The sequence below is a fragment of the Actinoplanes sp. NPDC049681 genome (genome assembly GCF_044465265.1).
In the GTDB taxonomy this organism is placed as follows: Bacteria; Actinomycetota; Actinomycetes; order Mycobacteriales; family Micromonosporaceae; genus Actinoplanes.
The window spans coordinates 895,490-919,904 of the sequence record NZ_JBITLP010000002.1; the positions used below are offsets into that span (position 1 = coordinate 895,490).

General features: G+C 72.2%; 30 protein-coding genes. 13 read left to right on the plus strand and 17 right to left on the minus strand.

The window, feature by feature from the left end:
- Nucleotide 1: 1 nt before the first annotated feature.
- Nucleotides 2-595 carry a GTP cyclohydrolase I FolE gene (gene folE / locus ACIBO8_RS09535; RefSeq protein WP_396114660.1) on the minus strand — a complete coding sequence of 198 codons (594 nt, stop codon included), beginning with the start codon at nt 593-595 and terminating at the stop codon, nt 2-4.
- A gap of 101 nt (nt 596-696) precedes the next feature.
- On the opposite strand from folE, the gene ACIBO8_RS09540 reads away from it, so the two are divergent.
- Nucleotides 697-1,389, plus strand: a complete 693-nt coding sequence (locus ACIBO8_RS09540; protein ID WP_396114661.1) for a helix-turn-helix transcriptional regulator — start codon at nt 697-699, stop codon at nt 1,387-1,389.
- A 423-nt stretch (nt 1,390-1,812) separates the two neighbouring features.
- Nucleotides 1,813-2,049 (plus strand): winged helix-turn-helix domain-containing protein, encoded by a 237-nt coding sequence (locus ACIBO8_RS09545; RefSeq protein WP_396114662.1) that lies wholly within the window; start codon nt 1,813-1,815, stop codon nt 2,047-2,049.
- Here ACIBO8_RS09545 and ACIBO8_RS09550 read toward each other — a convergent pair.
- Entirely contained in the window at nt 2,029-3,603 is a 1,575-nt protein-coding gene (locus ACIBO8_RS09550; RefSeq protein WP_396114663.1) for a methyl-accepting chemotaxis protein, read from the minus strand. The genes ACIBO8_RS09545 and ACIBO8_RS09550 overlap by 21 nt on opposite strands.
- Before the next feature lie 91 nt (nt 3,604-3,694).
- On the opposite strand from ACIBO8_RS09550, the gene ACIBO8_RS09555 reads away from it, so the two are divergent.
- From ACIBO8_RS09555 to ACIBO8_RS09565, 3 genes are read left to right on the plus strand one after another with little or no spacing between them, the layout of a single operon-like run.
- Nucleotides 3,695-4,546 carry a transporter substrate-binding domain-containing protein gene (locus ACIBO8_RS09555; RefSeq protein ID WP_396114664.1) on the plus strand — a complete coding sequence of 284 codons (852 nt, stop codon included), beginning with the start codon at nt 3,695-3,697 and terminating at the stop codon, nt 4,544-4,546.
- Between the two features lie 30 nt (nt 4,547-4,576).
- Entirely contained in the window at nt 4,577-5,647 is a 1,071-nt protein-coding gene (locus ACIBO8_RS09560; protein WP_396114665.1) for a MarP family serine protease, read from the plus strand.
- A 26-nt stretch (nt 5,648-5,673) separates the two neighbouring features.
- Nucleotides 5,674-6,345 carry a VOC family protein gene (locus ACIBO8_RS09565; protein ID WP_396114666.1) on the plus strand — a complete coding sequence of 224 codons (672 nt, stop codon included), beginning with the start codon at nt 5,674-5,676 and terminating at the stop codon, nt 6,343-6,345.
- 15 nt (nt 6,346-6,360) lie between these two features.
- Here ACIBO8_RS09565 and ACIBO8_RS09570 read toward each other — a convergent pair whose 3' ends face one another.
- Nucleotides 6,361-7,164, minus strand: a complete 804-nt coding sequence (locus tag ACIBO8_RS09570) for an SDR family oxidoreductase (RefSeq protein ID WP_396114667.1) — start codon at nt 7,162-7,164, stop codon at nt 6,361-6,363.
- Between the two features lie 66 nt (nt 7,165-7,230).
- On the opposite strand from ACIBO8_RS09570, the gene ACIBO8_RS09575 reads away from it, so the two are divergent.
- On the plus strand, nt 7,231-8,466 hold the full coding sequence (locus ACIBO8_RS09575; RefSeq protein ID WP_396114668.1) for an MFS transporter: 1,236 nt from the start codon (nt 7,231-7,233) through the stop codon (nt 8,464-8,466).
- Here ACIBO8_RS09575 and ACIBO8_RS09580 read toward each other — a convergent pair.
- On the minus strand, nt 8,454-8,603 hold the full coding sequence (locus tag ACIBO8_RS09580; RefSeq protein WP_396114669.1) for a hypothetical protein: 150 nt from the start codon (nt 8,601-8,603) through the stop codon (nt 8,454-8,456). The genes ACIBO8_RS09575 and ACIBO8_RS09580 overlap by 13 nt on opposite strands.
- 65 nt (nt 8,604-8,668) lie before the next feature.
- Here ACIBO8_RS09580 and ACIBO8_RS09585 point away from each other — a divergent pair, with 65 nt between their 5' ends.
- Together ACIBO8_RS09585 and ACIBO8_RS09590 are read left to right on the plus strand one after the other, a co-directional pair.
- Nucleotides 8,669-9,010 carry a hypothetical protein gene (locus ACIBO8_RS09585; RefSeq protein WP_396114670.1) on the plus strand — a complete coding sequence of 114 codons (342 nt, stop codon included), beginning with the start codon at nt 8,669-8,671 and terminating at the stop codon, nt 9,008-9,010.
- 68 nt (nt 9,011-9,078) lie between these two features.
- Entirely contained in the window at nt 9,079-9,441 is a 363-nt protein-coding gene (locus ACIBO8_RS09590) for a DUF2203 domain-containing protein (protein ID WP_396114671.1), read from the plus strand.
- 54 nt (nt 9,442-9,495) lie between these two features.
- Here ACIBO8_RS09590 and ACIBO8_RS09595 read toward each other — a convergent pair whose 3' ends face one another.
- From ACIBO8_RS09595 to ACIBO8_RS09625, 7 genes are all read right to left on the minus strand, one after another.
- Entirely contained in the window at nt 9,496-10,089 is a 594-nt protein-coding gene (locus ACIBO8_RS09595) for a hypothetical protein (protein ID WP_396114672.1), read from the minus strand.
- Nucleotides 10,090-10,161: 72 nt separating this feature from the next.
- Nucleotides 10,162-11,310: an FAD-dependent oxidoreductase gene (locus tag ACIBO8_RS09600; protein ID WP_396114673.1), complete on the minus strand. Its 1,149-nt coding sequence runs from the start codon at nt 11,308-11,310 to the stop codon at nt 10,162-10,164.
- Between the two features lie 106 nt (nt 11,311-11,416).
- Nucleotides 11,417-12,088 (minus strand): TetR/AcrR family transcriptional regulator, encoded by a 672-nt coding sequence (locus ACIBO8_RS09605; protein WP_396114674.1) that lies wholly within the window; start codon nt 12,086-12,088, stop codon nt 11,417-11,419.
- A gap of 35 nt (nt 12,089-12,123) precedes the next feature.
- A complete protein-coding gene (locus ACIBO8_RS09610) occupies nt 12,124-12,762 on the minus strand; it encodes a hypothetical protein (RefSeq protein ID WP_396114675.1) in 639 nt (212 codons plus the stop codon).
- Between the two features lie 191 nt (nt 12,763-12,953).
- Nucleotides 12,954-13,442: an RDD family protein gene (locus ACIBO8_RS09615; protein WP_396114676.1), complete on the minus strand. Its 489-nt coding sequence runs from the start codon at nt 13,440-13,442 to the stop codon at nt 12,954-12,956.
- A gap of 25 nt (nt 13,443-13,467) precedes the next feature.
- On the minus strand, nt 13,468-13,800 hold the full coding sequence (locus ACIBO8_RS09620) for a DUF2752 domain-containing protein (protein ID WP_396114677.1): 333 nt from the start codon (nt 13,798-13,800) through the stop codon (nt 13,468-13,470).
- A 170-nt stretch (nt 13,801-13,970) separates the two neighbouring features.
- Nucleotides 13,971-14,723 carry an SGNH/GDSL hydrolase family protein gene (locus tag ACIBO8_RS09625; RefSeq protein ID WP_396114678.1) on the minus strand — a complete coding sequence of 251 codons (753 nt, stop codon included), beginning with the start codon at nt 14,721-14,723 and terminating at the stop codon, nt 13,971-13,973.
- Nucleotides 14,724-14,797: 74 nt separating this feature from the next.
- Between ACIBO8_RS09625 and ACIBO8_RS09630 the strand changes: the two genes are divergently transcribed.
- Complete coding sequence (locus tag ACIBO8_RS09630) at nt 14,798-15,145, plus strand: hypothetical protein (protein WP_396114679.1); 348 nt, start codon at nt 14,798-14,800, stop codon at nt 15,143-15,145.
- Here the strand turns inward: ACIBO8_RS09630 and ACIBO8_RS09635 are convergent.
- Nucleotides 15,142-15,552, minus strand: coding sequence for a hypothetical protein (locus ACIBO8_RS09635; protein ID WP_396114680.1), 411 nt, complete (start codon nt 15,550-15,552; stop codon nt 15,142-15,144). The genes ACIBO8_RS09630 and ACIBO8_RS09635 overlap by 4 nt on opposite strands.
- 159 nt (nt 15,553-15,711) lie before the next feature.
- Between ACIBO8_RS09635 and ACIBO8_RS09640 the strand changes: the two genes are divergently transcribed.
- Entirely contained in the window at nt 15,712-17,010 is a 1,299-nt protein-coding gene (locus ACIBO8_RS09640; RefSeq protein WP_396114681.1) for a GH1 family beta-glucosidase, read from the plus strand.
- The gene (locus ACIBO8_RS09645; protein WP_396114682.1) at nt 17,007-18,242 is read left to right on the plus strand and encodes an MFS transporter; all 1,236 of its coding nucleotides are present in this window, start codon (nt 17,007-17,009) and stop codon (nt 18,240-18,242) included. Before ACIBO8_RS09640 ends, ACIBO8_RS09645 begins: the two co-directional genes overlap by 4 nt.
- 2 nt (nt 18,243-18,244) lie before the next feature.
- Here the strand turns inward: ACIBO8_RS09645 and ACIBO8_RS09650 are convergent, their stop codons facing one another.
- Entirely contained in the window at nt 18,245-21,376 is a 3,132-nt protein-coding gene (locus ACIBO8_RS09650; RefSeq protein ID WP_396114683.1) for a penicillin acylase family protein, read from the minus strand.
- Nucleotides 21,377-21,501: 125 nt separating this feature from the next.
- On the opposite strand from ACIBO8_RS09650, the gene ACIBO8_RS09655 reads away from it, so the two are divergent.
- A complete protein-coding gene (locus ACIBO8_RS09655) occupies nt 21,502-21,879 on the plus strand; it encodes a VOC family protein (RefSeq protein WP_396114684.1) in 378 nt (125 codons plus the stop codon).
- Nucleotides 21,876-22,001, plus strand: coding sequence for a hypothetical protein (locus tag ACIBO8_RS09660; RefSeq protein ID WP_396114685.1), 126 nt, complete (start codon nt 21,876-21,878; stop codon nt 21,999-22,001). The genes ACIBO8_RS09655 and ACIBO8_RS09660 overlap by 4 nt, the downstream gene beginning before the upstream one ends.
- On the opposite strand, the gene ACIBO8_RS09665 is transcribed toward ACIBO8_RS09660, so the two are convergent.
- The 4 genes from ACIBO8_RS09665 to ACIBO8_RS09680 all read right to left on the minus strand — a co-directional run bounded on the left by ACIBO8_RS09665 (nt 21,998) and on the right by ACIBO8_RS09680 (nt 24,351).
- Nucleotides 21,998-23,098 carry an RICIN domain-containing protein gene (locus ACIBO8_RS09665; protein ID WP_396114686.1) on the minus strand — a complete coding sequence of 367 codons (1,101 nt, stop codon included), beginning with the start codon at nt 23,096-23,098 and terminating at the stop codon, nt 21,998-22,000. The two genes, ACIBO8_RS09660 and ACIBO8_RS09665, sit on opposite strands and share 4 nt — an antisense overlap.
- 92 nt (nt 23,099-23,190) lie before the next feature.
- Nucleotides 23,191-23,412, minus strand: coding sequence for a hypothetical protein (locus ACIBO8_RS09670; RefSeq protein ID WP_396114687.1), 222 nt, complete (start codon nt 23,410-23,412; stop codon nt 23,191-23,193).
- 130 nt (nt 23,413-23,542) lie between these two features.
- On the minus strand, nt 23,543-23,749 hold the full coding sequence (locus ACIBO8_RS09675; protein ID WP_396114688.1) for a hypothetical protein: 207 nt from the start codon (nt 23,747-23,749) through the stop codon (nt 23,543-23,545).
- A 38-nt stretch (nt 23,750-23,787) separates the two neighbouring features.
- Nucleotides 23,788-24,351, minus strand: coding sequence for a DUF2087 domain-containing protein (locus ACIBO8_RS09680; protein ID WP_396114689.1), 564 nt, complete (start codon nt 24,349-24,351; stop codon nt 23,788-23,790).
- Nucleotides 24,352-24,415: the final 64 nt, after the last annotated feature.

Here is a 24,415-nt window from a genome sequence, read left to right on the forward strand (position 1 = left end):
GTCAGCTCCTCACGCCGGCAAGGGCGTAGAACTCGGCGCGGGTGGCGGGATTCTGGCGGTGCAGGCCGAGCAGGGTCGACGTCACGGTCCTGGCGCCGGTGGCGCGTACGCCGCGCAGTGACATGCACATGTGTTCCGCCTCGAGGGCCACGGCGACGCCCTTGGCCTGCAGGTTGAACTGGAGGTGGTCGGCGATCTGCCGGGTGAGCCGTTCCTGCACCTGCAGGCCGCGCGCGAAGTGCTCCACGACGCGGGCCAGCTTCGAGAGGCCCACGATCCGCTGGTCGGGCAGATAGCCGATGTGCGCGACCCCGTGGAAGGGCAGCAGGTGGTGTTCGCACAGCGACCGGAACGGGATGTCGCGGACGAGGACCAGCTCGTCGTAGCCGTCGTCGTTGGGGAAAGTCGTGAACGAGAACGGCTCGGGGGTGAGCAGTTCGGCGTACGCGGAGGCGACCCGGCGCGGGGTGTCGAGCAGATGCTCCGAGTGCACGTCCTGGCCGAGCGCCACCAGCAGATCCCGGACGGCCTCGATGGCGGCGTCGAGGTCCATCGGTGTCACGTCGTGGACCGGCCGGATGGCGGTGCTCGTCATGAGGACGTCCCTTCTCTAACGGAGAATTTCCTTGACGTTAGAACGCCCCGCCTGGTTTCGTCAACATGCGTGTCCGATAGAGTAGAACCGGAGGTGGCCCGATGTCCGAGAGCTTCGCGGCCGACGTCGCCAGCGTCGCGGCGCTCGGTGAGCCCGTGCGCAGGGACCTGTACCGCTACGTCGTCGCCCAGGACGAGCCGGTCAGCCGCGAGGCCGCGGCGGCCGCCACGGGCATCGCGCATCACGTGGCCAAGTTCAACCTCGACCGGCTCGTGGCCGAAGGGCTGCTGGAGGTCGAGTACAGGCGGCCGCCCGGGCGCAGCGGCCCCGGTGCCGGCCGCCCCGCCAAGCTCTACCGCCGGGCCGGCCGGGACATCTCGGTCAGCCTGCCCGAGCGCCGGTACGACCTGGCGGGGCAGGTGCTGGCCGAGGCGGTCACGGTGGCCGCGCGCGACGGCGTACCTGTCGGCGAGGCGCTGCGCGAGGCCGCCCGGACGACGGGCAGGGCGCTCGCGGAGGAACGCGGACCCGGCGATCTGGAGTCCGTGCTGGAGCGCAACGGCTACGAGCCGCGTACGGTCGACGGCGAGCTGATCCTCGCCAACTGCCCGTTCCACCGCCTCGCCGGGCAGTACACCGAGCTGGTGTGCGGGATGAACCTCGACCTCATCGACGGGCTGCTGACGGTCGTCGGCGCGCCGGGCCGGTGCGCGCGGCTCGACCCGGGGCCCGACCGGTGCTGCGTCACCATCGGCGAGCCGGGTCAGCGCACCCCGAGCTCGAAGAGCGAGTAGCCGTACCGGCCGGAGCGGCGGGTCCCGTAGACCCCAGCTCAGCCGGATCTCGCTGAGCCGCCGCCGGGCGCCGAGGTCGACCGACAGCCATTGCGGATCGCTGAACCCGCTGCTCCATCCGGTGCCGGGGTCCGCCGTCGACCGCGTTCGCCGGGCCCCCGGCGTCCCCCTCCGAGCTGGAGGCCGAGGCGGGCCGGCGGCTGCGTCAAAATCCGCGTCCAGACTCTCCGCCGTACAGAACGACGGCACCTGCCGCGCCCGCTCCACCTCCGACCGGAACCGGCCCCGAAACTCGAAGGGGATGCACGTGGTACCCGGTGTCCACGAGGGACTGGTATATCACTTCTCACGTGGATGTAACGCGGCACCTGAAAGTCTTCTCCCGATGCTGGGGACATCGACGAGTATCTTCGGGGAGTACGCGTGGAGGCACACAACCGCTACCAGATTGCCGATGACCTCGAGGCCGCGATCGCGTCGGGCCGGTACGCCGCCGGGGAGCTGATGCCGTCCTATCAGCAAGTGGTGCACAAGTACGGCGTCTCCGCGGCCACCGCGCGGCGGGCGTACCAGATTCTCCGCGAGCGTGGCCTGGTGCGCGGGGTCCGCGGGCGTGGGATCTTCGTGGAGGGCCCCGGCTCAGCGCCGGAAGCGGTCTGACACCAGGCGCAGCTGGTGGGAGAGGTGGGCGAGCTCGATCGCGGCCGACTCGGTCTGGCTCGCCGCCTCGTGCGTCAGCGACGTCGTGTCGGTGACCCGGCCGATGGAGCCGGCCACCGCGGTCGCCGACTGCTCCGCGACGCCGACGTTGGCGACGATGTCCCCGGTGGCGCTGATCTGGGCGTCCACCGCGGCGGAGATCGAGCGCTGCAGCTCGTCGATGCGGTCGATGACCTGGCTGATCCGGCTGATCGCCTCGAACGCGCCCGCGGTGTCCACCTGCATCGCGGTCACCTTGGCCGAGATGTCACCGGTCGCCGACGCGGTCTCCCGGGACAGGTCCTTGACCTCGCCCGCCACCACCGCGAAGCCCTTGCCCTGCTCGCCCGCGCGGGCGGCCTCGATGGTGGCGTTCAGCGCCAGCAGGTTGGTCTGCTCCGCGATCGCCGTGATGATGTTGACGACGGCCGAGACCTCGTCGCTGGAGCTGCGCAGCCGCTCGATCGTGCGGTTGGTGTTGACCGCCAGCTCCACCGCCTCGCGCGCGACGCTGTCCGCCTCGCCGACGGCCGAGGTGATGGCCTGGATCGACGTGTCCAGGCCGCGTGCCGCGACGGTGGTCTGCCCGACGCTCTCGGTGACCTGGTCGATGTCCTGGCTGGCCACCGCCGCTTCCGAGGACGCGGTGGCCGCACCCTCGGACAGGTGCCGGCTGGTGGCCGTCAGCTCCTCCGAGGCGGCCGCCACGGAGGTGGCGTTGTCGCCGATCTCGGTCAGGGCGGCGTTCAGCGACGTGACGATCGTGCCGAGGCTGCGGCTCAGGTCGGCGAGCTCGTCGCTGCCGCCGAGGGAGGCGTCGACGGTGAGGTCGTAGTCGGCGATCGAGCGCGCGGCCGAGAGGCAGTGCGTGACCCGCCGGGCGATCCGCCGTGCCAGCAGCATCGCCGCGCCGCCCAGGACCAGGGCCGCGAGCAGGCCGGTGACCAGGGTGAGCAGCTTCGCCCGGGTGGCCTCCGCGGTGGCGTCCTGGTACGACTTGCGGACCCGTTCGGTGATGGCGGTCTGCAGCGTGGCGATGGTCTTCGCGGCCTTGACGTCGACCTCGTCGTACGCGGGCCGGGCGGCGAGAGCCGCCGTCCGGGTCGGGTCCGACGCCACCCGGCTGGCCAGGGTGACGATCCGCTGGCCCGAGGCGATCAGCTCGTTGAGAACCGGCAGCACCGCGTCCGCCTGCGGCCGCAGTTGGGGCACGTAGCGGATGACGTCGTCGACGCCGGCCCGCGCCTGGGCCACGTTCTCGCCGAGCTTGTCGAGAACCCCCTGGCGCTCCGCGGCGTCGTTGGTCACCAACGCGTTCAGCACGTTGCCGCGGAACAGCGCCCGGGCGATGTCGACCGATTGCACCGCCTGCAGGGCGGATGCGGCGTTGCGGGCCGTCAGCTGCTGGTCCGCGAGCGCCGACGTGCCTTGATAGCCGATGACCCCGGCCGCGATGACGAGCAGGAAACCCGCCACGGCGAGGGCGGCGATCTGGCGCCGAATGGTGAACGTCACGGAAACCCCCTCGACACCACGTTATGGGCAAATTGCCATCGAAGGAGGGCCTTCGGCTCAGTTCGCCGCGGCCGCTACCGAACAGGGCAGCATGAGGCGTCGCATCGTTTCGCTGCTGCTCACCGCCTTGGTCCTCGGTGGGGGAGCCACCGGCTGCGGAGGCGGCGGCGCGGAGGCCGGCAAGCCCGTCGACCGGCTGGCCGAGGCCCGGGCGGCCCTGCCGGACGCGATCAAGAAGTCCGGGGTCCTCGTCGGCGGCACCGACCCGACGTTCGAACCCATGACGTTCATGCAGGGTCAGACCTTTACGGGCCTGGACGTGCAGCTGGTGGAGGCGATCGCCGCGAAGCTCGGCCTCACCGTGAAGTGGCAGAACGTGGGCTTCGGCGACCTGCTCGACCAGGTGCAGAATCACAAGATCGACCTATCCGCGTCCTCCATGTTCGACCGCGCCGAGCGTCAGCAGAAGGCCGACTTCGTCAACTACCTCAACGCGGGCACCTCGATCGTGGTGCCGAAGGGCGACGGCGACATCGGCGGCATGCCGGGCCTGTGCGGCCGGCGCGTGGCCGTCCAGCCCGACACGGTCTACGTCGACATGGGCGCTGCCCAGGCGGCCAAGTGCGGCGGCAAGAAGCTCACCCTGGTGAAGTCCCAGACTCCGTCGGCCGCCGTGGCGAAGAAGGACGCGGACGCCGCCCTCAACGACTTCCCGATCGCCGCGCTCGACGTGCAGCGCGACGGAAGCCTCGAGCTGTCAGGGCCGCAGATCGAGGCGATCCCGTACGGCATCGGCATCGCCAAGGACCGCAAGGCGCTCACGGCCGCCGTCCAGACCGCGCTGTACGCGCTGATCAACGACGGCACCTACGACGCGCTGCTGACCAAGTGGAAGGTCACCGAGGGGGCACTGCGTACCGGCGCCATCAACGGCGGCGCCTGACGCTGGCCCGCGGTTTGTACGCTCCGCGGGGTGCGCGCCCTCGACGCCGTCCTGCTCCTGCCGGCCCTGGCCGTCGCCGTCCTCGGCTACCGGCGGGGCCTGCTGGTCGCCGGGCTGTGCGCGCTGGGCGCCGGCGCGGGCACGCTGCTCGGATGGCAGGCCGGCCCGCTGCTCGCCACCCGGTTCTCCGGTGAACCGGTCCGCCTGGGCGTGTCGCTGACGACGGTCCTTGTGCTGGCCGCCCTCGGCCTTTTGCTGAGCGTACGGATCGGGGAACGGCTCAAGCGCTCGCTCGTGACCCGGCCGCTGCGACGCCTCGACGCGGCCGGCGGTGCGTTCGCGTCGCTCGGCGCCGTGCTGCTGGCGGCCGGGCTGGTGGCGGTGTGGACCCTGGACGCCGGCGGGGATCCGGTCTTCTTCGCGGGACTCGTGCGTACCTCCGCCACCGAGGTCGCCGCGCCGGACCCGGCGCTGGCCGGCGCGCCGGTGGTCGGCGGATCCCGGGCCTCCGTGCTGAAGGTCCGGGCCGCTCCGGGTGCCGCCCACCGATGCCCGCGGGGAGCGGTCGGCTCCGGTTTCGTGTACGCACCGGAACGCGTGATGACGAACGCCCACGTGGTCGCCGGCGCGGGCGACGTCCGGGTGGAGACCGGCCAGGACCAGCTCGACGCCACGGTGGTCGTGTACGACCCGGACCGCGACCTCGCCGTGCTGCACGTCCCGGGACTGACCGCCCCCGCGCTGCCGTTCACGGGCGGACCGGTGCGCTCCGGCGCCGACGGGATCGTGCTGGGCTACCCGCTGGACGGCCCGTACCAGGCGCAACCGGCCCGGATCCGGGACCTCGGCCGCGTCGGGGGCCGCGACATCTACGGCGCCGGCGCGGTGACCCGCGAGATCTACACGGTCCGGGCGCTGGTGCGCAACGGCAACTCGGGCGGGCCGCTGGTCACCCCCGGCGGCACGGTGCTGGGGGTGGTGTTCGGCGTGTCGGACGCGGACCCCGACCTGGGCTTCGCCCTGAGCGCTGCCGAGGTCTCGGGCACCGCGGAGGACGGCAGGAACAGTACGGAGGAGGTCGGCACCGGCGCCTGCCGTTGATCCGGCCCTGCGGTAGGTTCTGCGGCATGCAGCCACTGGTGTCCGCCGCCGTACCGGTGTGTTACGTCAAGAACCTGGAGCTCAGCAAGGAGTTCTACCGCCTGTTCGGCTACACGGAGTCACGCGCCGGCGGCGAGGGTGGTGGCCGGTGGTCGTACCTGCAGTGCGGGGAGCAGACTCTGCTGCTCGCGTTGGTCGACCCGCCGCTGATCCAGGTCGAGCTGCCCCTGCTCATCTACCTGTACGTGGAGGACCTGGCCGCCGTACGGGAGCGGTTCGAAAAGGCCGGGCACCCGGCCGAGCTCGTCGGCTATCCGGACCACGCGCCCGGCGGTGAGATGCGCACCCGCGACCCGGACGGCAACGTCGTGCTGTTCGGCCAGCGGGCCGCGGTCAGCGCCGACGCCCGCGCCGAGCCGACCGGCGCCGCCGCGCGCTTCTCGCTCATCCAACAGGCGGCCCAGGCCGTCAGCCTGCGCGGGGGCGCCCCGGCCACCTGCCAGATCGGGATGCCCGACGGCAATCCGTGCCCGCGGCCGGCGGAGGTCAAGCTGGCCGACCCCTGGGGCGACACCGTCTGGGGCTGCCTGAGCCACGCCGAGGAGGCGCTGATCGACGCCCGCAGCGCGTTCATCGCCACCGAGCACGCGGACGGCCTCGGCCCGTGGCTTCGCCAGCGCCGCGGCCCGCGGTCCTGAGGCGGCGCCGCGGCCTCAGCGGCTCAGGTCGTGCCGGCGGTGCACGAACTTCTCGGTGACGGCCGCCGGGAGGATCCGCCGCAGGGCGAAGACGGCCGGTGCGTTGCTGCCCACCGCGTACCGCGGCCGGGGACGGGCCGCCTCGACGGCCTTCACGATCACCTCGGCGACGCGCTCCGGTGCGACGCCGGCGCGCTCGTTGCGGTCCAGGGCGCGCAGCATCGTCTCGAAGTCGCGGCGGTGCGGTGAGTCCGCGGCGGCGTACGACGTCCGACGCTCGCTGATGCCGGTGTTGATGGAGCCGGGCTCGACCGTCGTGACCCACACCCCGAAGGGCGAGAGCTCGTGGCGGGCGGCGGAGCCGAACCCCTTGAGCGCCGCCTTCGTCGCGACGTACGAGGACCGGTAGGCCAGCGGGAACGACGCGAGCATCGAGCCCACCATGACCACCCGCCCGTAGCCGCGCTCCCGCATGCCGGGCAGGGCCAGCTGCGTCAGCCGCACCGGCCCCAGCACGTTCACCTGGAACAGCCGGTGCAGGGCGTCCGCCGGCAGCTCCTCGAACGGGCCGGACTGGCTCTCGCCCGCGTTGTTGACCAGCACGTCGACCGTGGCGAGCCGGTCGGCCAGCGCCTCGATGGAGCCGGGCGAGGAGAGGTCGAGCGGGAGGTACTCCACGCCGGCCGCCCGCTGCTCCGGCGGCAACGACCCGGGATGCCGGCTGGTGCCGAGGACTCGGTATCCCCGGGCGGCCAGCGCGACGGCGGTCGCCCGCCCGATGCCCGACGATGCCCCGGTGACGAGCGCGGTGCGGTTCATCGATGCACCATACCGGCGGATAACCGGATGCGGGCCGGCGGGCGGTACCCGTAGGGTCCCGTCCTTGTGAGCCGGACGGCGGAGATCCTCGTGCCCCGGCGCCTCGGGAGCGGCTTCCGGTGGCTCCTGGCGTCCTCGTGGTCGACGAACCTCGGTGACGGCGTCGCGGCCGCGGCCGGCCCGCTGCTGATCGCCTCGCTGACGCGCGACCCGGTGCTGATCTCCCTGGCCGCCACGATGGGGTGGGCGCCGCCCCTGATGTTCGGCCTCGTCGCCGGGCTGGCGGCGGACCGTTACGACCGCCGGAAGATCGTGATGACCGCCGACCTGGTCCGGGCCGCGGTGCTCGCGGTGCTGACCGCCCTGGTGGTCGCCCACGCGATCACGGTGGCCGGCGCGCTGGTGGCGCTCGGGCTGCTGGCCAGCGCCGAGGTCTTCGCGGACAACACGGCCACGACCCTGACACCGATGCTGGTCGGCCGCGACGACCTGGCGGTCGCGAACTCCCGTCTGCAGGCCGGGTTCATCACGCTCAACCAGCTGGTGGGCCCGTCGATCGGCGCGGGCCTGTTCGCCGCCGGGATCGTCTGGCCGTTCGCGACCCAGCTGGTCCTCGTGACCGCGGGCGTGCTGCTCGTGTCCAACGTGGTGTTGCCCCCGCACGGACGCGACGCCTCGGCCGTACGGGGCAGCGCGCGGCGGGACCTGGTCGAGGGCTTCCGGTGGGTGCTGCACCACGCTGCCGTCCGTACCCTGGTGCTCACGATCCTGGTCTTCAACGTGACGTTCGGGGCGGCCTGGTCGGTCCTGGTCCTCTACGCCACCCAGCGTCTCGGGCTCGGTGCGGTCGGATTCGGCCTGCTCACGACGGTGTCGGCGGTCGGCGGGCTGGTCGGCACGGGGCTCTACGGCCGGCTCACCGCGCGGGTCAGCCTCGGCAACGTGATGCGCGCGGGACTCGTCATCGAGACGCTGACCCACCTCGCCCTGGCGGTGACCACCCGGGCCTGGGTCGCGATGCTCATCTTCTTCGTCTTCGGCGCCCACGCGTTCATCTGGCACACGACCTCGATCACCGTGCGGCAGCGTGCGGTCCCCACCCACCTGCAGGGCCGGGTCACGAGCGTCAACACCATCGGTGTGTACGGCGGCCTGGTCGTCGGCTCGGCGATCGGCGGTGCGCTCGCCGGCCGCTACGGTGTCACGGCGCCGTTCTGGTTCGCCTTCGCGGGCTCGGCGCTGTTCGTCGTCCTGCTCTGGCGGGAGACGAGCCGGATCGCCCACGAGCCTCAGCCGATGTAGGCCGCCGCGAAGCCGACGGGCACGTACAGCGCCACCACGGCCCGCGGCAGGTCGGCGCGGGCGGGGAGCCAGGCCCGTTCACCCCGCCGGGTGAAGCCGGCCGGATCACGTGTATCGCCGGCTGTCGAGGGGATCAATCGGACAACGCGCCCGGCCGGCCGGAACGACAACGGACCTTGGACGACAGTCAGAGGAGAGCATGATGTCTACCCCCACCCGCGCCACGACCGGCTCCAGCATCTTCGACTCGGTACGCGGCACGAACCATCACGACGGTCATGATCACCAGCACCTCGCGCCGCGCGGGGACGAGACCAAGCCGGCGTGGAAGACCACCGAGTTGTTCGTCTACCTGGCCGCGGTCGCCGGGGTGTTGATCGCCTCCCAGCTGGTCGGCGACGGCGCCGCGAACAACGGTGCCGACTACTTCGCCGCCGACAAGGCGTGGTGGTACATCACGCTGCTGACGATCGGCTACATGGTGAGCCGCGGCCTGGCCAAGGCGGCCAGCCGCACCCGCGACGCCGACCCGCGTACGCGATAACCCGAGCCGCCGCGGGCGCACCGTTCCACCGGGGAACGGTGCGCCCGCCGTCATGGCAGACTCGGGGCATGGGGCTGTTCACGCTGGCGGAGGCCCGGGCGGAGCTGACCCGGTTGCGGCCCGTGCTCGACGAGATCGTCGTGGTGCGCGCCGACATGGTGGAGCTGGTCGCCGCGCTGACTCCCGGTGGTGAGCCGTCGCCGCTCGGCGGGCTGCCCGAGCGCAAGGCCGCCGAGGCCCGGCTCAACGAGCTGATGACCGAGGTGCAGCAGACCGGGGCGGACCTCAAGGGCATCGCGCCGCTGCTCGTCGACTTCCCCGCCGAGCTCGACGGCGTGCCGGTGCTGCTCTGCTGGCTGGAGGGCGAACCGGAGCTCGCCTGGTATCACCGGACCGGTCTCGGTTTCGCCGGTCGCCGCCCGCTGCCGTGACACCGCCGAGGCCGGCGTCCCCGAGTGGGGTGCCGGCCTCGGCGGTGGCGAAAGTCAGATCAGCCAGCGGTGCTTCTGGACGAAGGGGATCCGGGTCCAGAGGCGACCGAGGCCCCAGGTGTGCCCGGCGTACGCCGCCGCGGCGACGATCAGGGCGGCCGCGTAGACGAGGTGGTAGTCCACGATCGGGTTGGTGGAGCCGCTGGGCTTGCCGGCGCCGGTGGTCTGCGCGAGGGGGAACTCGGCCAGCCACATCATCGCCATGATGAGGGAGCCGGCCACGGCCGAGACGCGCAGGCCGATGCCGAGGACGAGGGCCAGGCCGACGCCGAGCATGCCGAGCATGAACAGCCAGTTCGCCCACCACGTGCCGGCCATCGAGTGGAACATCGACGTGAACGGGCCCACGTCGACCGAGCTGAGGAAGCCCTTGGTGGGGGAGCCGCCGTTGATCCAGGCCTTGGCCGCCGGGGTCGCGTACCCGAATCCGAAGGTCTTGTCCAGGAACGCCCAGAGGAAGACGAAGCCGGTGGAGATGCGCAGGACGGCGAGGGCCCGCGCCGCGGTCTTGGTGAGCATCGAGCCGGGAATCTCCGCCTGCTCGAGCGGGGTGGCCAAGGAGCGCTGGTGGTGTGCGTGGACGGTCATCGTTGCCTCCGGGATGATTTCTTGTGACACCCCCACGATCCGCCGGCGGGCCGCGATGCGCCCGGGCCGAACTCACCCGACCGGCGGGACCAAGGTCCCGTTCTGCGCGTACTCGGCGAACCGGTCGATGAGGCTCTGCGGGGCGTCGTCGCGGAAGCAGATCTCGAGGTTCTCCGCGGCTTCGGCGGCGGCGCGCTCACTGCGGGGGAACAGGTCTTTCTCGTACGCGGCCAGCGCCGCCTCGACGTCGTCCGGGTGAGCGGCGAGCGCCTGGCCGAGCTCCGCGCCGTCGAGCATGGCCAGGTTGGCGCCCTCGCCGGCGAACGGTGACATCAGGTGCGCCGCGTCGCCGAGCAGGGTCACGCCCGGGACGCGGTCCCAGCGGTGGCCGATCGGCAGGGCGTGGACGCCGCGGGGGATCAGGGGCCCGTCCGCGTCGGTGATCAGCGCCTGCAGGCCGGGGTGCCAGTCGGCGAACTCGTGGCGTACTGCCTCGCGGGAGCCGGCCGGGTCGGTGAAGTCGATGCCGCCGAGCCAGTTCTCGTCCACCCGCAGGGCGGCGTACACGTGAAGGCTGCCGTCGGTCTCGCGGTGGGCGAGGAAGCCCTTGCCGGCGCCGAGCGCGAACAGCATCCCGTCGCCGACGACGGCGGCGCTGCTGGGATGGCGGGTGTCGGCGTCGTGCAGGTCTGCCTCGACGAAGGAGACGCCGGCGTACGCCGGGGTGGCGCCGGAGAGCAGCGGGCGGATCCGTGACCAGGCGCCGTCGGCGCCGACCAGGACGTCGGTGACGGTCGTGCTGCCGTCCGCGAAGCACAGTTCGTGCCGGCCGTCGCCCAGGGCGCGCGTGGCGACGACCTTGGTGCCCCACCGCACCGTGCCGGGCGGCAGGGAGTCGAGCAGCAGGTCGCGCAGTTGCCCGCGGTCGACCTCGGGGCGGCTCCCGTCGTCGTCGGGTTCGTCGACCAGGACGGTGGCGTGCCGGTCGAGGACGCGCGTCGCCTGGCCGCCGGGGTGCACGATGCCGCGGAAGCGCTCGTGCAGGCCGGCGGCGTGCAGGGCGACCTGCCCGTTCTCCTCGTGGATGTCGAGCATGCCGCCCTGGGTCCGGGCGGTGGGGGAGGCGTCCAGCTCGTAGATGGTGGAGGGGATGCCGTGGACGTGCAGGACCCGGGCGAGCGTGAGGCCGCCGAGGCCCGCGCCGACGATGGCGATGGTCATGGGACTTCCTTCCGGTTGTGCGATCGCGTTCGTGACGAACGCGTTCGGCATGGGCACGAAAAGGACCGGCCAAGCCGCCAGCAGGCGGCGACGGGGCGGGCCGTCCTCATCCCGTGAGGCCGTCGATCAAGGTGGTGAAACCCCAGCGGAGGCGTTCCTCGCCGGTGCCGGCGAAGAGGTCGCCGGACGCCCAGGCGATGTTCGGGTAGTCGTCGGTGGGAGCGCCCTGCAGGGCATGCCGCAGGGCCTCCTGCTCCGCCTCCGCCTCGGCGGACCCCTTCCGGGTGCCGTGCTCGGCGGCCGACGCGGTGGCCTGCTGGAGCAGGATGTCGACGCCCCAGGCGGCCTGGCGGGCCGTGGCCCCGCCGATCCGCAGCAGCCCCAGGATCGTCTCGACGAGGCGCAGGTACCGGCGGCCCGTCGGCCGCAGCACCATGACGGATCGCGCCAGGCTGGGATACCGCAACAGCATCATCGTGTACGCCACCAGCAGGCCGACCAGCTCGTCCCGCCACACGCCGGCGTCGCCCGACTGCGTGGGGTCGAGTTCGGCGAGCAGCTCGTCCAGCAGTGCGCCGTGCAGCTCGGCCATGTTGCGCACGTACACGTAGAGCGAGGCCGGTCCGGTGTCGAGCTCCTGCGCCAGGCGGCGCATGGTCACCCGCTCCAGGCCCTCGTCGCGCAGGATGCGCAGCGCGACGGCGACGATGCCCTCCCGGGTCAGGGCGGGTTTCGCCGGACGCTCACGGCGGCTGACGGGTGCGCGACGGACGGCCATGAACACGATCGTAACGAACGCGTTCGTCCGCCGCTTTAGGCGCGGCCTGTGGCGGTGGTCTCAGTCAGGTCGAGCACGTACGACTCGCCGTCGCGGCGGAATCCCAGCCGGTCGTAATACGGCGCCAGCATCCCGGGCGGCGAGATCACGGTCCGGCAGCCGCGGTCGGTGAAGAACTGGCTGTGCCGGTACACGAACTCGCCCGGCGTGAAGTCGCGGTATCGCTGGGTGACGTAGTCGAGCTCGACCCGCGCGATCCCGTCCTCGCCGCCGCGGAAGAGCACGACGCCCACGATCTCGTCACCGTTCACGACGAGGAACGCGGCGCGGCCGGACGCGGGCGCATCCCAGTCGAACCGCGGATTGAACTTCGCGATGTCGTCCCGGTGCCGGCGCAGCATGTACGCGAGGATCTCGTCGTCATGCACCTCGACGACCTGGTACGCCTTCTCGTCGTGCCGGGTCGCGAGCATCCGCGCCAGGTACCAGACGTTGATCACCGCCAGCACGACGTTCAGGCCCACCATGGGCCACACGCCGAGGGCCGCGTTGAAGCCGATGAGCACCACGCAGCCCACCAGGTTCAGGGCGCGCAGGCGGAGCAGGCGGGTCTGCAGCAGGGACCACACGAGCAGGGCGGAGCCGGTCCAGCCGATCACGTCGAGCCAAGTCACCCGGCCAGCGTAGGGGCGGTGCCGGGGCGGCGTGGCGCCAACCCGTGATCCGCGGCCGCCTGGCCTGCTGCTATGGCCGCCGTCCCCCGCCGCGGGAAGCGGCCCTCGTCCGGCTGCAGACCCCGATCGTCGGTGCGGAAGCCGGTCGCGGCCGGTGGGTGCCGGCCGCGACCGTCATGCCGCGGATGTCGTCAGCGGACGACGAGGGTCTTCATGATCTTGTCGGCCAGGGTCTGCTTCTTCGCGTCCCAGAGCGGGAAGAGGAAGCCGATGTAGCAGATCAGGGCGTCGACGATGTGCGCCAGGTCGCGCACGAACGCCATGCCGGCGCCGATCGGCTGGCCGGTCTGCTCGCCGACCAGGCGGATGCCGAGCGCCTTCTTGCCCCACGACTGGCCGGTCTTGCCGGTCAGGAACCAGCGGTTGTACCCGCCGACCACCAGGCCGAGCAGCGTGAACACCCAGTAGAGCGCGTTGAAGGTGGGCAGGCCGGTCACGTCGTCGGTGCCGCGGCCGAGCACCAGGGCGAGAATGCTGAAGGGCGCGGTGACCAGGGAGTCGACGAGGGAGGCGCCGACGCGGCTGATCCAGGAGGCGTAGTCGGCCGTGGGGGTGGCGTAGCCCTGGCCGGAGTAGGGGGCGCCGGGCGCGGCGCCGTACGGGTCCTGCGGATATGACATGAGGGGTTCCTTTTTTCAGGACGGCTCAGCCCAGGCCGAACCGGTGCAGTTGAAACAGCCAGCTCGCGAGGACGAGCAGGGTGATCGGCCATCGCAGGCCCCGGCGTCGCCGGGCGGACCACGGCTCGGGCGTGGGCACCACGCCGGCGGCGCGTAACGCCACCAGCGGGACCACGCCGGCCGTGACCGCCGCCAGCGCCAGGATCAGCGGGTTGGCCGCGACCGCCGTATCGACATCGCCGCGCACGAGTGCCACGGCCGCGGTCGTGAGACCGCAGCCGGGACATGGAATGCCCGTGAGCGTGCGCAACGGACACGGCAGACCCAGGCCGGTGCTGTCGGTGAAGATCGGCCACACGGATGCGGCCGCCGCAGCGGCTAGCCCGAACCCGCCGATCCGCTCCGGGATCGTGAAGGTCCGCAGCGCAGTACTCCGATGTCGAAGGGACGGCGCATGATGCTAGATCGGCAACAGGTGATCTCGCGACCCCGTTCCGACCTGCTGTCCTCTCTCCGACAGTGCGGCGATCAGACCGACCCGACGGGTGTCCACTGCGGGAACTTCGCGGTCCGGTCGTCGCCGGAGGAACGCCCCCGCACCCGCCGGTGGACCCAGGGCAGCACGTGCTCCCGGTAGTAGCGGGCCTCGGCGAGCAGGCGACGGCTCTCCGCCGGCCCCGGATCGACCACGTGCGCGGCCGTCGGGTGGCCCATCGCGGTCAGGATGAGCCCGGCGGCGCGCTGGTGCCCGGCCGCGTTGAGGTGCAGGCGGTCGGGGGACCAGTAGGGCGCCCGGCGGATCTCGGTGTCGTGGAAGACGTCGGCGAACGGCAGGGCGTACCGGGCGGCCAGCTCGCCCACCGCCGCGGTGAGCAGCTCGCCGCGGCGCCGCATGAACGCGCCGAACGGCAGCCGGCCCGACGGGTCCGCACCGCTGATGAGGACCATGCGCACGCCCGCGTCGACGCACCGCCGCACCGCCCGCTCGGTCAGCCCGACGAGGCGGCTCATGTCGCCGCCCGGGCGCATCATGTCGTTGCCGCCCCCGTTCAGCGTGATCAGCGTGGGGGCGGGAGTCAGCGACAGTGCGGCGTCCAGCTGCTCGGTCACGATCGGCTCGAGCAGCCGTCCCCGGATCGCCAGGTTCGCGTACTCGACCGGCTCCCCGGTGGCCACCGCCAGTCCGGCGGCGACCCGGTCGGCCCAGCCCCGCGGGGTGCCGTCGGGCAGCTCGTCGCCGAGCCCCTCGGTGAAGCTGTCCCCGATCGCCACGTAGCGCACCCGCGCCTCCCTCCGTCCTCGTGCACGCTACCCGCGCGGTGGCTCGGTGGGGGCTTCGCTGGCAGGCTTGAGCCATGCCCGATGGCGATCCTCACATCCACGTCGAGGTGAACGTCATACGCGCCGATGCCGCCGTCCGCAACGTGCTCGCTTCCACGTTCGGCCTCGCCGGGGACCTCCCGGCCGAGGTGCGCACGGGGTGCGGGCAGCGGGTCCCGTACGCGATGACCTCGGCGCGGCCGGAGAGCGTGACCTGCCTCGCCTGCCGTGAGCACGCCCACCGCCAGCATCTGCGCTTCGCCGACCAGATCGTCACGCTCGGCGGCGCGCCGGGCGCGACGATCAGTGGCCCGGAGGCTGCGCGGGCCGCCGCCGAGCACCGAAGCCTGGCGCGCAGGTTCGCCGGTGGGGCGTCCCGCTAGTGGGCGACGCGGAACCGCACCGATTGGCCGAGGTAGTCGATCCTGTACAGCACCCGGTACGGCATGCCGTCGGGCACATCGGTGGCGAGCACCGTGCGGCGGCCGTACGAACAGGCCTCCACCGGGTCGGTGTAGGTGATCTCCCCCTCGGCGGGCAGGAACTGCACCAGGAATGTCTGACACCGGTCGGCCGGGTTCGCCGAGTCGCGGACGTTCAGCACGCTGATGGTGGTGCACCGCTCGTTGTCCGGCACCGTGAGGAGCTCGGATGCGACGGTGCCGGCCTCGTAGTAGCCGGGCGCGGGGCGGATGACGTCGCATCGGTGCGGCGTCGCCGCGTTCGCTTGCGCCGGGGCGACGGTGAATGCGGCGGCGAAGGCGGCCAGGGGTAAGAGGAGCTTTTGCATGGTGAACCCTTCGGGTCGAAGCGCTGTGTGGGCCGTGACCGCAGTGTGGCATAGCCCCGCTACTCTCCGTGATCAACTGGGGGGCCGCGCGTCGGGCTCTACCCGCGTGCCGATCACCCCGCTAATCTGAGCCGAACTCACCTTTCAGGAGGTCGTAGCGTGGCTGCCCTTCCGAGTTTCCCGCCCGGCTTTCTGTGGGGCGTGTCCACCGCGGCGTACCAGATCGAGGGTGCCGTGCGCGAGGACGGCCGAGGACCCTCCATCTGGGACACCTTCAGCCACACCCCGGGCCGGGTCCGTGACGGCGACACCGGCGACGTGGCCTGCGACCACTACCACCGCTGGGCGCAGGACGTCGAACTCCTGGCCGAGCTGGGCGTCTCCGCGTACCGTTTCTCGATCGCCTGGCCGAGGGTGCAGCCCGCCGGCGCCGGCCCGGTCAACGGCGCCGGTCTGGATTTCTACGACCGGCTGGTGGACGCACTGCTCGCCCGCGGCATCGCCCCGGTGCCGACGCTGTTCCACTGGGACCTGCCGCAGGCGCTGGAGGACGCGGGCGGCTGGCTGTCCCGCGAGACCAGCTACCGGTTCGCCGACTACGCGGCGGTGGTGGCCGATCGCATCGGTGACCGAATCTCGCGGTGGATCACCCTCAACGAGCCGGTCGTGCACATGGCTCAGGGGTACGCGTTCGGCACCCATGCCCCCGGCCGCACGCTGCTGATGGACGCCCTGCCCGTAGCGCATCACCAGTTGCTCGGGCACGGGCTGGCGATGCGGGCGCTGCGCACGCGGGGCGGCGCCGAGGTGATGATCACGAACAACTGCACGCCGGTACGGGCAGCCGGCGACGATCTCGCCGCCGCGGAGGTCTACGACGCCTTCCACAACAGGCTGTTCCTCGACCCCGTGCTGCGCGGGGAGTATCCACCGTTCGCCGCGGACGCCGACTTCGTGCGGGACGGGGACATGGAGGTCATCGCGACGCCGATGGACGCGCTGGGCCTCAACTACTACAACCCCACCCTGGTCAAGGCCGCACCGGAGGGGTCGCCGCTGCCGTTCGAGACCGTCGACATCGAGGGGGTGCCGAGGACGGCATTCGGCTGGCCGGTCGTGCCCGACGGCCTGCGCGAGCTGCTCGTCGGCCTCCGCGAGCGGTACGCCGGACTGCTGCCGCCCGTCTACATCACCGAGAACGGCTGCTCGACCGCCGGTCCGGTGCACGACGCGGACCGCATCGACTACCTCGACGGTCACCTGCGCGCCCTGCACGCCGCGATCGAGGCCGGTGTCGACGTACGGGGCTACTTCGTCTGGTCCCTGCTGGACAACTTCGAGTGGGCCGAGGGGTACAGCCAGCGGTTCGGGCTGGTCCACGTCGACTACGAGACCCAGCGGCGTACGCCCCGGGACTCCTTCGCCTGGTTCCGCGCCGTCCTCGCCGGGCAGCGGTGACCGCGTACGCCGGCCCGGCCGATCCGCCCCGGGTGGGCGGGCGCTGGATCGGGTTGCTGGCGCTGGCCAACCTCGGGCTCTGGGTGGGCTACTACGGCCCGCTGCAGGTGTTGCTGCCGAACCAGGTCGAGGACGTGGCCGGCGCGCACAAGACCACGGTGCTCGGCGTCATCACCGGCGCGGGCGCGCTCGTCGCCGTCGTCGCGGGGCCGGTTGCCGGCGCGCTCTCCGACGCCACGACGGCCCGGACCGGGCGGCGGCACACCTGGACGGCGATCGGCGCCGTGACCGGCCTCGCCGGACTGGCCCTGCTCGCCGGCCAGCGCACCGTGCTCGGGCTGGCGCTCTGCTGGTGCCTGGCGCAGGCCGGGCTCAACATGCTGCAGGCCGGCATCACGGCGATCGTCCCGGACCGTACGCCGGTGCGCCAGCGCGGGCTGGTGTCGGGCTGGGTGGGGCTGGCCCAGTCGTTCGGCGTGGTGCTCGGCGTCGTCCTGGTCACCAGCGTGGTCACCGGCAGCACCGGCGGCTATCTGCTGACCGGGGTCGTCGTGGTGCTCGCGGCGGCACCCTTCGTGCTGTTCACCCGGGATCCGGCGATCGGGCCGGACGATGCGCCCCGGTTCTCCGTGCGTTCGGTGCCGGACGCGTTCCGGCTGCGCCCGCGCGAGGCGCCCGACTTCGCCTGGGCGTGGGCGACCCGCTTCCTGGTCCAGCTCGGCAACGCGATGGCGACGCTGTACCTGCTCTACTTCCTGCGCGACCGGGTCCACCATCCCGACGCCGAGCAGGGGCTGCTGGTGCTGGTCCTGGTGAACACCGCGGCGACGCTGCTCACCGTGGTGGCCGGGGGAGTGGTCTCGGACCGCACCGGCCGGCGCAAGCCGTCGGTCATCCTCTCCGGCTACGTCATGGCGGCGGCGGCCGCGCTTCTCGCGCTCTGGCCCACGTGGACCGGGGCGCTCGTCGCGGCCGCCGTGCTGGGCCTGGGCTTCGGCGTTTACCTCTCCGTCGACCAGGCGCTGATCACCCAGGTCCTGCCGGCCGCGCGGGACCGGGCCCGGGACCTGGGGATCATCAACATCGCCAACTCCGCGCCGCAGGTGCTCGGCCCGGCGCTGGCCTTCCCGATCGTCTCCTGGCTCGGCGGTTATCCGGCGCTCTATCTGGCGGTCGCCGCCGTCACGGTGCTCGGCTCGGTGCTGGTGACCCGGATCCGCTCGGTGCCCTGAGGTCAGTGCGCGTAAAGCTCCACCTCGTAGGCCGAGATTCCGTACGGGGTGGCGCGCGTCTCGCCGGTCAGCCGCACGTAGCGGGCCTCGGTCCGGGGAAAGGCCACGGTGTCGACGCCGCCGTTGGCGCCGGTCACCGCCGCGACCCGGGTCCAGGCCGTGCCGTCCGTCGAGGTCTCTATCCGGTACGCGGACGCATACGCGGTCTCCCAGCGGACGACCATGCGCGCCACCGGCCGCGCGGTGCCCAGATCGATGCGCAGCCACTGACCGTCCGACCAGGAACTGGCCCAGCGCGTGCCGAGGTCGCCGTCCACGGCGTACGAGGCGGGATGCCCCCATTGCGTGCTCGACGCGGTCGCCGGTCGTCCCGCCGCCAGATTGCTCAGGTCGTCCCCGCGCTTCGCCGGGAAGGAGACAGCCTGCTGGTAGGTGGGCCGGTTCTGCCAGCTCGTGAGGTCATGGGTGATCCCGCCGAGCGGTGACTGCAGGATGGCGTCGGCGCACCACTGGTCGCCCGCGGCGCAGTGCGCGTCGCCGGGATAGGTGGTGGTGGCCGGCTGGGCCAGCGCGGCCCCGAGGCTGGTCAGCAGCGCGGTCCGGCACGCCGCCACGTCACCGCCGCCGCAGTACGGCCGCGGCCAGTTCGCCACGCCGTCACCGAGCACGGCGCGCAGGTCCTTGTCGACGTAGCCCCACCAGCCGGTCTGGAAGGACGAGCCTTTGTGCGCCTGCCCGGCGGACGGCGACTCGTCGATCGGCAGGGTGCTCGCCAGGGCCCGGTACAGGTCGTCGCCGAGCGGTGCCTGGAACTCCGCCGCGACCAGCAGCGGCCACCAGGCGTCGAAGACGCGGATCGCCTCGGCGTCCTGATAGACCTTGCTCCCCTCGGCGGTCTCGATCCGGTGCGCGCCACGCTGCCGCCACGCGCGCAGTTGGGCCACGGCAGCCGCCTGCGCGGGGTCGGTGACCGTCGCGGTGTCTATCACGCGCAACAGCTCGTCGAGCACCTCGGTGCCGCGCAGGTCGCTGGTCCCGGCGGACTCGACGAGGCTGATGAGCCCGGCCCGGTCGAACCTGCGGCCCTCCGCCAGCGCGGCCTTGATCGGCTTGTCCAGCAGGTCGGCGCGGTGCACCGAGCCGTAGCTGAAGTTGCCGTCCGCGGCGGAGTAGCCGGCCGCCTGCTTGTTGTTCCAGCTGACGAAGTAGTCCTGGTTCACCGCCTGGGGATGCGCGGCGGCCGGGTACCAGCCGGTCCACTCGTACGCGGGCCGCCCCCACGTCGGCAGGTTCGGGTCGGCGCCGGGCGGCCGGATCGGGTTCATGCCCGAGTTGAAGTACGCCGTGTCGGTGGAGTTGACGTAGAACCAGTTGAACGCGAACGCGATCTGCGAGGCCGAGGCGGTGAACGCGGCGGGCGTACCCATCTGATCGGGTTCGTTGAACATCTGGAAGCCGATCGCCGAGTCGGCCTCGTGCCGGTACGTCGACCGCTGGCTGGTGAACGCGACCGGCTTGCCGCCGACCAGGCCCCGCCACGACACCAGGCCGTAGTTGGTACGCAGCATGGTGAGGCGGTACGACCCCGCCGGGGTGGGGTCGGCGGTGGTGGGCTTCCATGCGTTCGTCTTCGACAACGCCTCCATCGCGAGGCATTGACCGTGGTAGAGGTAGTGGGTCGACGCGGTGGTGGGGGTGCGCCCGTCGGGCTCGCAGAGCTCGGCCGCGTACGTGTCGGTGATGTCCTGCCCGGCCGACGTGGCGCTCCACGCGTAGTCCGGCCCGCGGCCGAGCAGCGTGTAGAGGTTGAGCCCGGCGAAGGCGGCGCCCCGGCTGCTGATCCCCGGTCCCTGCAGCTCCTGCAGCATGAGCAGTTGCGGGGCGAAGTAGCCCGTCTGCGGCCCGAAGACGGCGACCGGGTGGCCGCTCGCCGAGTGCGCCGCCGAGATCACGGCGGCGTTGGACATGCCCCGATGGTTGGTGCCGAGCGTGAGCTTGCCCAGCGACTCGCCGATCGCACTGCTCCCCTTGGCCTTCCGGGAGGCCGCCGATCCGGACTTGTCGTAGACGAGGGGCTCGGGCTGCGCCGTACCGGGATCGGGCATGGCGACACCGGGGGCGTTGCGGTTGTCGGGCGTGTAAGGGAAGACCTGCCCGTTGTGGACCGTCAGCACCGCCTCCGGGTCGTTCTGGGAGCGGAACGTCGTCCAGACCGCGTCACCGGCCTCGTCGCCGTACTTCGCCCGCGCGGCGATCCGCACCAGCGCCGACTGCATCTCGCCGCCGCCGCCCCCGCCGAACAGCCCGCCGATGACCCCGGCGGTGGCGATGAGGTCGGTGAGCCCGAAGTTCTCCGGGCCGCCCTTGTTGGTGATGGCGTCGAGGTGGCCGGTCAGCACGTACTCGCCGGGGCAGTCCCGGGCGGCCATGCAGTCCGCGATGTACTTGTTGATCCCCGCGACGTAGGCCTGGACGTCGCTGTAGAGCTGGGCGCCCCGCGGCCCCGAGGCCTTCAGCGCGTCGATCTGCGCCTGCAGGTCCGCCTCGGTGTACGGCGAATTGCGCCAGACGCTCTGCTCCAGCGCCTGATTCCCCGCGGCGCCGCCGGCGAACGGCGTCAGCTCGCCGCGCGCCACGTGCCGCATCAGGTCCATGAGGAAGAGGCGGTCCTCGGCGCCCACGTACCCGGCCCCGAACATGGTGCCGGCCCGGGTCGTACCGGTGACGTGCGGGATGCCCAGGGCCTTGTCCCGCACGACGGTGACGTCCGCGCGCGGCTGGTACGTGCGCGCCACGTCGCTGGAGGCGACGCCGAACGAGCCGTCGTTGAAGAAGGTCGAGATCTGCTGGCCGGTCAGGCCGGTGTAGTGGTCCACCAGGCTCGCGTAGCGGCCCAGCTGGTCGTCCGAGTGCGGAGGCATCGTGCCGAGGGCCTGGTGCGCGAGGATCTGCACGAGGTCCGCGTCGCCGTTCTCGCCCGGCGGCAGGATGTCGGAGCACTCTCCGAGGCAGTAGTCGTTGCTTGCGTACGCGGCGCTCGCCGGGACGGCGGCGAGCGGGTCGACCGCGACGACGGCGGTGAGCAGCAGGGAGGTGGTCAGGGCCGCGCTGAGGCGGGGGAGGCGTCGGTGCATGGGCGGTGTCCCTTCCGGGCCGCACGAACGCGAAAACGATTCATCATGCTAACCACGTGTGAACGGCTGGGGCCAGAGGGTGACGAGTATCGATGGGAAAGACCTTCCGCCCGTAAGGTCAGGTCATGACCGAGCCCGACAGGTACGCCAGCGTTCGTTACCTCGTCGACGACGTCCAGGCCGCCGTCGACTTCTACACCACCCATCTCGGCTTCTCCCTGCACACCAGCGCCGCCCCGGCCTTCGCCGACGTGGTCCGCGGCCCGCTGCGGCTGTTGCTGTCGGGGCCCGCGAGCTCGGGTGCCCGGGCCACCCCGGCCGACGCCGGGGGACCGGGTCACAACCGCATCCACCTCGTCGTCGACGACCTCGACGCGGAGATCCGCCGGCTCGGGGCCGCGGGCCTGCCGTTCCGCAGCGAACTGATCTCCGGGCCGGGTGGGCGGCAGATCCTGCTCGCCGACCCCGCCGGCAATCTGATCGAGCTTTTCCAGCCGAGATGACGCGGCTGCAGGACCTCGATCTGCGGCCCGGCATGCGGGGGCTCGACCTCGGCTCGGGCAGGGGTGCGACCTCCGCCTTCCTCCCGCGGGAGTGCGGTGTGGAGGTCGCCCGCGAGAACTAGCGCACCGACCAGCGCTGGGCGCCCGTGCCGTTGCACTCGTACAGCTGCACCAGCGTCCCGTTGGCCGTGCCGCCCGCCGTCACGTCGATGCACTTGCCGGAGTTCACCCCGGCGATGCTGCCGTCGGCGCGGAAGGTGAAGCGCTGGGCCGTCGTGCCGTTGCAACCCCAGATCTGGACCCGGGTGCCGTCGGCGGTGCCGTTGCCGCTGACGTCCAGGCAGTGATCGCCGTAGACCCGCAGCTCGCCGGCGGCGGTGCGGGTCCAGGTCTGGATGGTGCTGCCGAGGCAGTCGTAGATGTGCAGCTGGGTGCCGTCCGCGGTGGCCGTCCCGGGTACGTCGAGGCATTTGCCCGACTGGGGATTGGCCACCATGACGGCGGTGCCGGCCGGGGGCAGGACCGTGGCGTCCAGGCTCGCGGGCACCGACCGCAGGGCGCTGAACCACTGCGCGCCCATCTTGTCGTAGCCGGCGGCGGTGGGGTGGGTGCCGTCGGCGAGGTCCGCGACGCCGACGACCGGGTGCATGTCGACGAGGTGGGTCAGCGGTCCCTTGCCCGCGACGATGCCGGGGATCGCCGCGTTGAGGGCCTGGATCCTCGCCTCGAGCACCGGGTCCGACTCCGGGATGAGCGTCGAGACGAACAGCTCCACCGTGGGCGCGTTCGCCCGGATCTTGTCGATCAGGGCCGAGAGCCGGTCGGGGGCGTGGGGGAGGTCGTAGTTCTGGTTCACGTCGTTGGTGCCGACGTGCAGCAGAACGGTACGGGGCGCGTACGTGCGTAGCCAGCCGGCGATCGAGGCGTCGATCTGGTCGATCCGCCATCCGCTGTGGCCCTCGTGGTCGTGGTCGCCCAGCGAGGCCGGGCCGTTGGCGCCGGAGCCGACGAAGTCCACCCGGTATCCGGCGTCCGTGAACAGCTCCCACATCTTGATGCGGTAGCCGCCCGGCACGTTGAACCCGTCGGTGATGGACGCGCCGAGCGGCATGATCCGTACGCCGCCGTTGGACTCGGCCGCCTCCGCCGGCGTGCCTCCGGGCAGAACCGAGCCGGCTGCGAGCACGATGCCCAGGAGGGCGGCCACCCCTCTGCCCATGTGTACGATCCCCTCCGACTCGGCATGGCGACAACGTTGTCATGCCGAGTCAATACTGAGGACCGTCGATGTGTCAACCGAGCGTGAGACCCCTACGGGGCCATTCGCGCCTGGCTGAGCTGGCCGGCGAACGTCTTCACGCCGCCGCTGTCCTCGGGCGCCGGCTCGTCGGCCGGCGAGCGGGCGTCCCCGGCGGGCCGGATCGGGCGGTGGGCGTTCGCCGGCGTGCCGCACACGGCGACGGTCGCCAGTGCGGTCAGTCCGGCAAGGACGGCGCGCGGCCCCGCGCGCCGGGTAGAGGGGACAGAGGTCATCATCGCTCCTCCCACGACGGGCCATGTGCGGCCCCGCCGTTGGAGCCGCTGCCCGACTCCGGAAGGTAATCATGCGATCCACGCAGGGATACCAGCCGAGTGGGCAGCGGTCATCGATGATCGTCGAGCGTCAGTCCCCGGGCTCGCCCTCCGTGAGGTCGCGCCGGTTGGCCTCGGTCGTGTTGACGCCGGCGTTGCTGCTTCCGTGCGCCGGCGTGGCCGCCGTGGGTGCCTCGTCGGTGAGGAACGAGCCCTTCTCCTCGAGGCCGCTGACGTGCTGGTCGGTGCTGGCACCGGCGATGTCGTCGCCGGTGGGTGGCTGTTCGCTGCCGCTCATCGGTGCCCCCTTCTCCTCGTCGGAGCAGGGAGTACCCGCTATCGGACGGCTGATACCGGGCGGCCCGGACCGTACGTCGTGCCGGCGCGGTCGCGTTCCAGCCAGCCCGTGTCGACGAGCATGCGGCGTACCGCGGCCACGTCGTCGGTGATCTCCGCCAGCCGGTGGTTGATCTCATCCTCGGCGTACAGCCCGTCCAGCGCCAGGAACCGGATGAGCAGCTCGCCCAGGAGCGAAGAGCGCTCACTCAGGGTGGGCGGCAGGGTGGTCAGCCGCCCGTGCGAGAAGTTGCTGCGGAGCTGCGGATACTCGGCGAGCAGCCGGGCGATCGGCTGCTGCCGGTCCACCGCCGCGGCGGCCTCGCGCAGCCCTTCCAGGCGGGCCCGGTAGTAACCGTCCCCGGAGCCGGTGGCCAGGCCGATGGCGACGAGCCGGGCGCACGCGTCGCCGACCTCGGCGAGCGGCAGGTCCAGCGCCCATCGCAGCTCGCCCACGCTGGCGCCGTCCCGGCCGCGGCGCACGAGCTCCGCCAGGGTGAGCAGGCGGACCTCCCCGGAGAGCTGGGTCAGGACATCGGCGGCGCGGGCGGCTTCGACGGACATGCCGCCACCGTAGGAACTCGCGCCCCGCTCCCGCATCCCCATTTCCTGTTTGCGGCATCGCCGG

Coding starts and splice junctions, on each gene's coding strand:
- ACIBO8_RS09660 (WP_396114685.1), top strand. CDS start 21,876: ATGACGCGGCTGCAGGACCTCGATCTGCGGCCCGGCATGCGGGGGCTC.
- folE (WP_396114660.1), bottom strand. CDS start 595: ATGACGAGCACCGCCATCCGGCCGGTCCACGACGTGACACCGATGGAC.
- ACIBO8_RS09650 (WP_396114683.1), bottom strand. CDS start 21,376: ATGCACCGACGCCTCCCCCGCCTCAGCGCGGCCCTGACCACCTCCCTG.
- ACIBO8_RS09675 (WP_396114688.1), bottom strand. CDS start 23,749: ATGAGCGGCAGCGAACAGCCACCCACCGGCGACGACATCGCCGGTGCC.
- ACIBO8_RS09600 (WP_396114673.1), bottom strand. CDS start 11,310: ATGACCATCGCCATCGTCGGCGCGGGCCTCGGCGGCCTCACGCTCGCC.
- ACIBO8_RS09615 (WP_396114676.1), bottom strand. CDS start 13,442: ATGTCATATCCGCAGGACCCGTACGGCGCCGCGCCCGGCGCCCCCTAC.
- ACIBO8_RS09655 (WP_396114684.1), top strand. CDS start 21,502: ATGACCGAGCCCGACAGGTACGCCAGCGTTCGTTACCTCGTCGACGAC.
- ACIBO8_RS09635 (WP_396114680.1), bottom strand. CDS start 15,552: ATGCAAAAGCTCCTCTTACCCCTGGCCGCCTTCGCCGCCGCATTCACC.
- ACIBO8_RS09585 (WP_396114670.1), top strand. CDS start 8,669: ATGTCTACCCCCACCCGCGCCACGACCGGCTCCAGCATCTTCGACTCG.
- ACIBO8_RS09555 (WP_396114664.1), top strand. CDS start 3,695: ATGAGGCGTCGCATCGTTTCGCTGCTGCTCACCGCCTTGGTCCTCGGT.
- ACIBO8_RS09595 (WP_396114672.1), bottom strand. CDS start 10,089: ATGACCGTCCACGCACACCACCAGCGCTCCTTGGCCACCCCGCTCGAG.
- ACIBO8_RS09540 (WP_396114661.1), top strand. CDS start 697: ATGTCCGAGAGCTTCGCGGCCGACGTCGCCAGCGTCGCGGCGCTCGGT.
- ACIBO8_RS09670 (WP_396114687.1), bottom strand. CDS start 23,412: ATGACCTCTGTCCCCTCTACCCGGCGCGCGGGGCCGCGCGCCGTCCTT.
- ACIBO8_RS09590 (WP_396114671.1), top strand. CDS start 9,079: ATGGGGCTGTTCACGCTGGCGGAGGCCCGGGCGGAGCTGACCCGGTTG.
- ACIBO8_RS09630 (WP_396114679.1), top strand. CDS start 14,798: ATGCCCGATGGCGATCCTCACATCCACGTCGAGGTGAACGTCATACGC.
- ACIBO8_RS09565 (WP_396114666.1), top strand. CDS start 5,674: ATGCAGCCACTGGTGTCCGCCGCCGTACCGGTGTGTTACGTCAAGAAC.
- ACIBO8_RS09605 (WP_396114674.1), bottom strand. CDS start 12,088: ATGGCCGTCCGTCGCGCACCCGTCAGCCGCCGTGAGCGTCCGGCGAAA.
- ACIBO8_RS09570 (WP_396114667.1), bottom strand. CDS start 7,164: ATGAACCGCACCGCGCTCGTCACCGGGGCATCGTCGGGCATCGGGCGG.
- ACIBO8_RS09665 (WP_396114686.1), bottom strand. CDS start 23,098: ATGGGCAGAGGGGTGGCCGCCCTCCTGGGCATCGTGCTCGCAGCCGGC.
- ACIBO8_RS09680 (WP_396114689.1), bottom strand. CDS start 24,351: ATGTCCGTCGAAGCCGCCCGCGCCGCCGATGTCCTGACCCAGCTCTCC.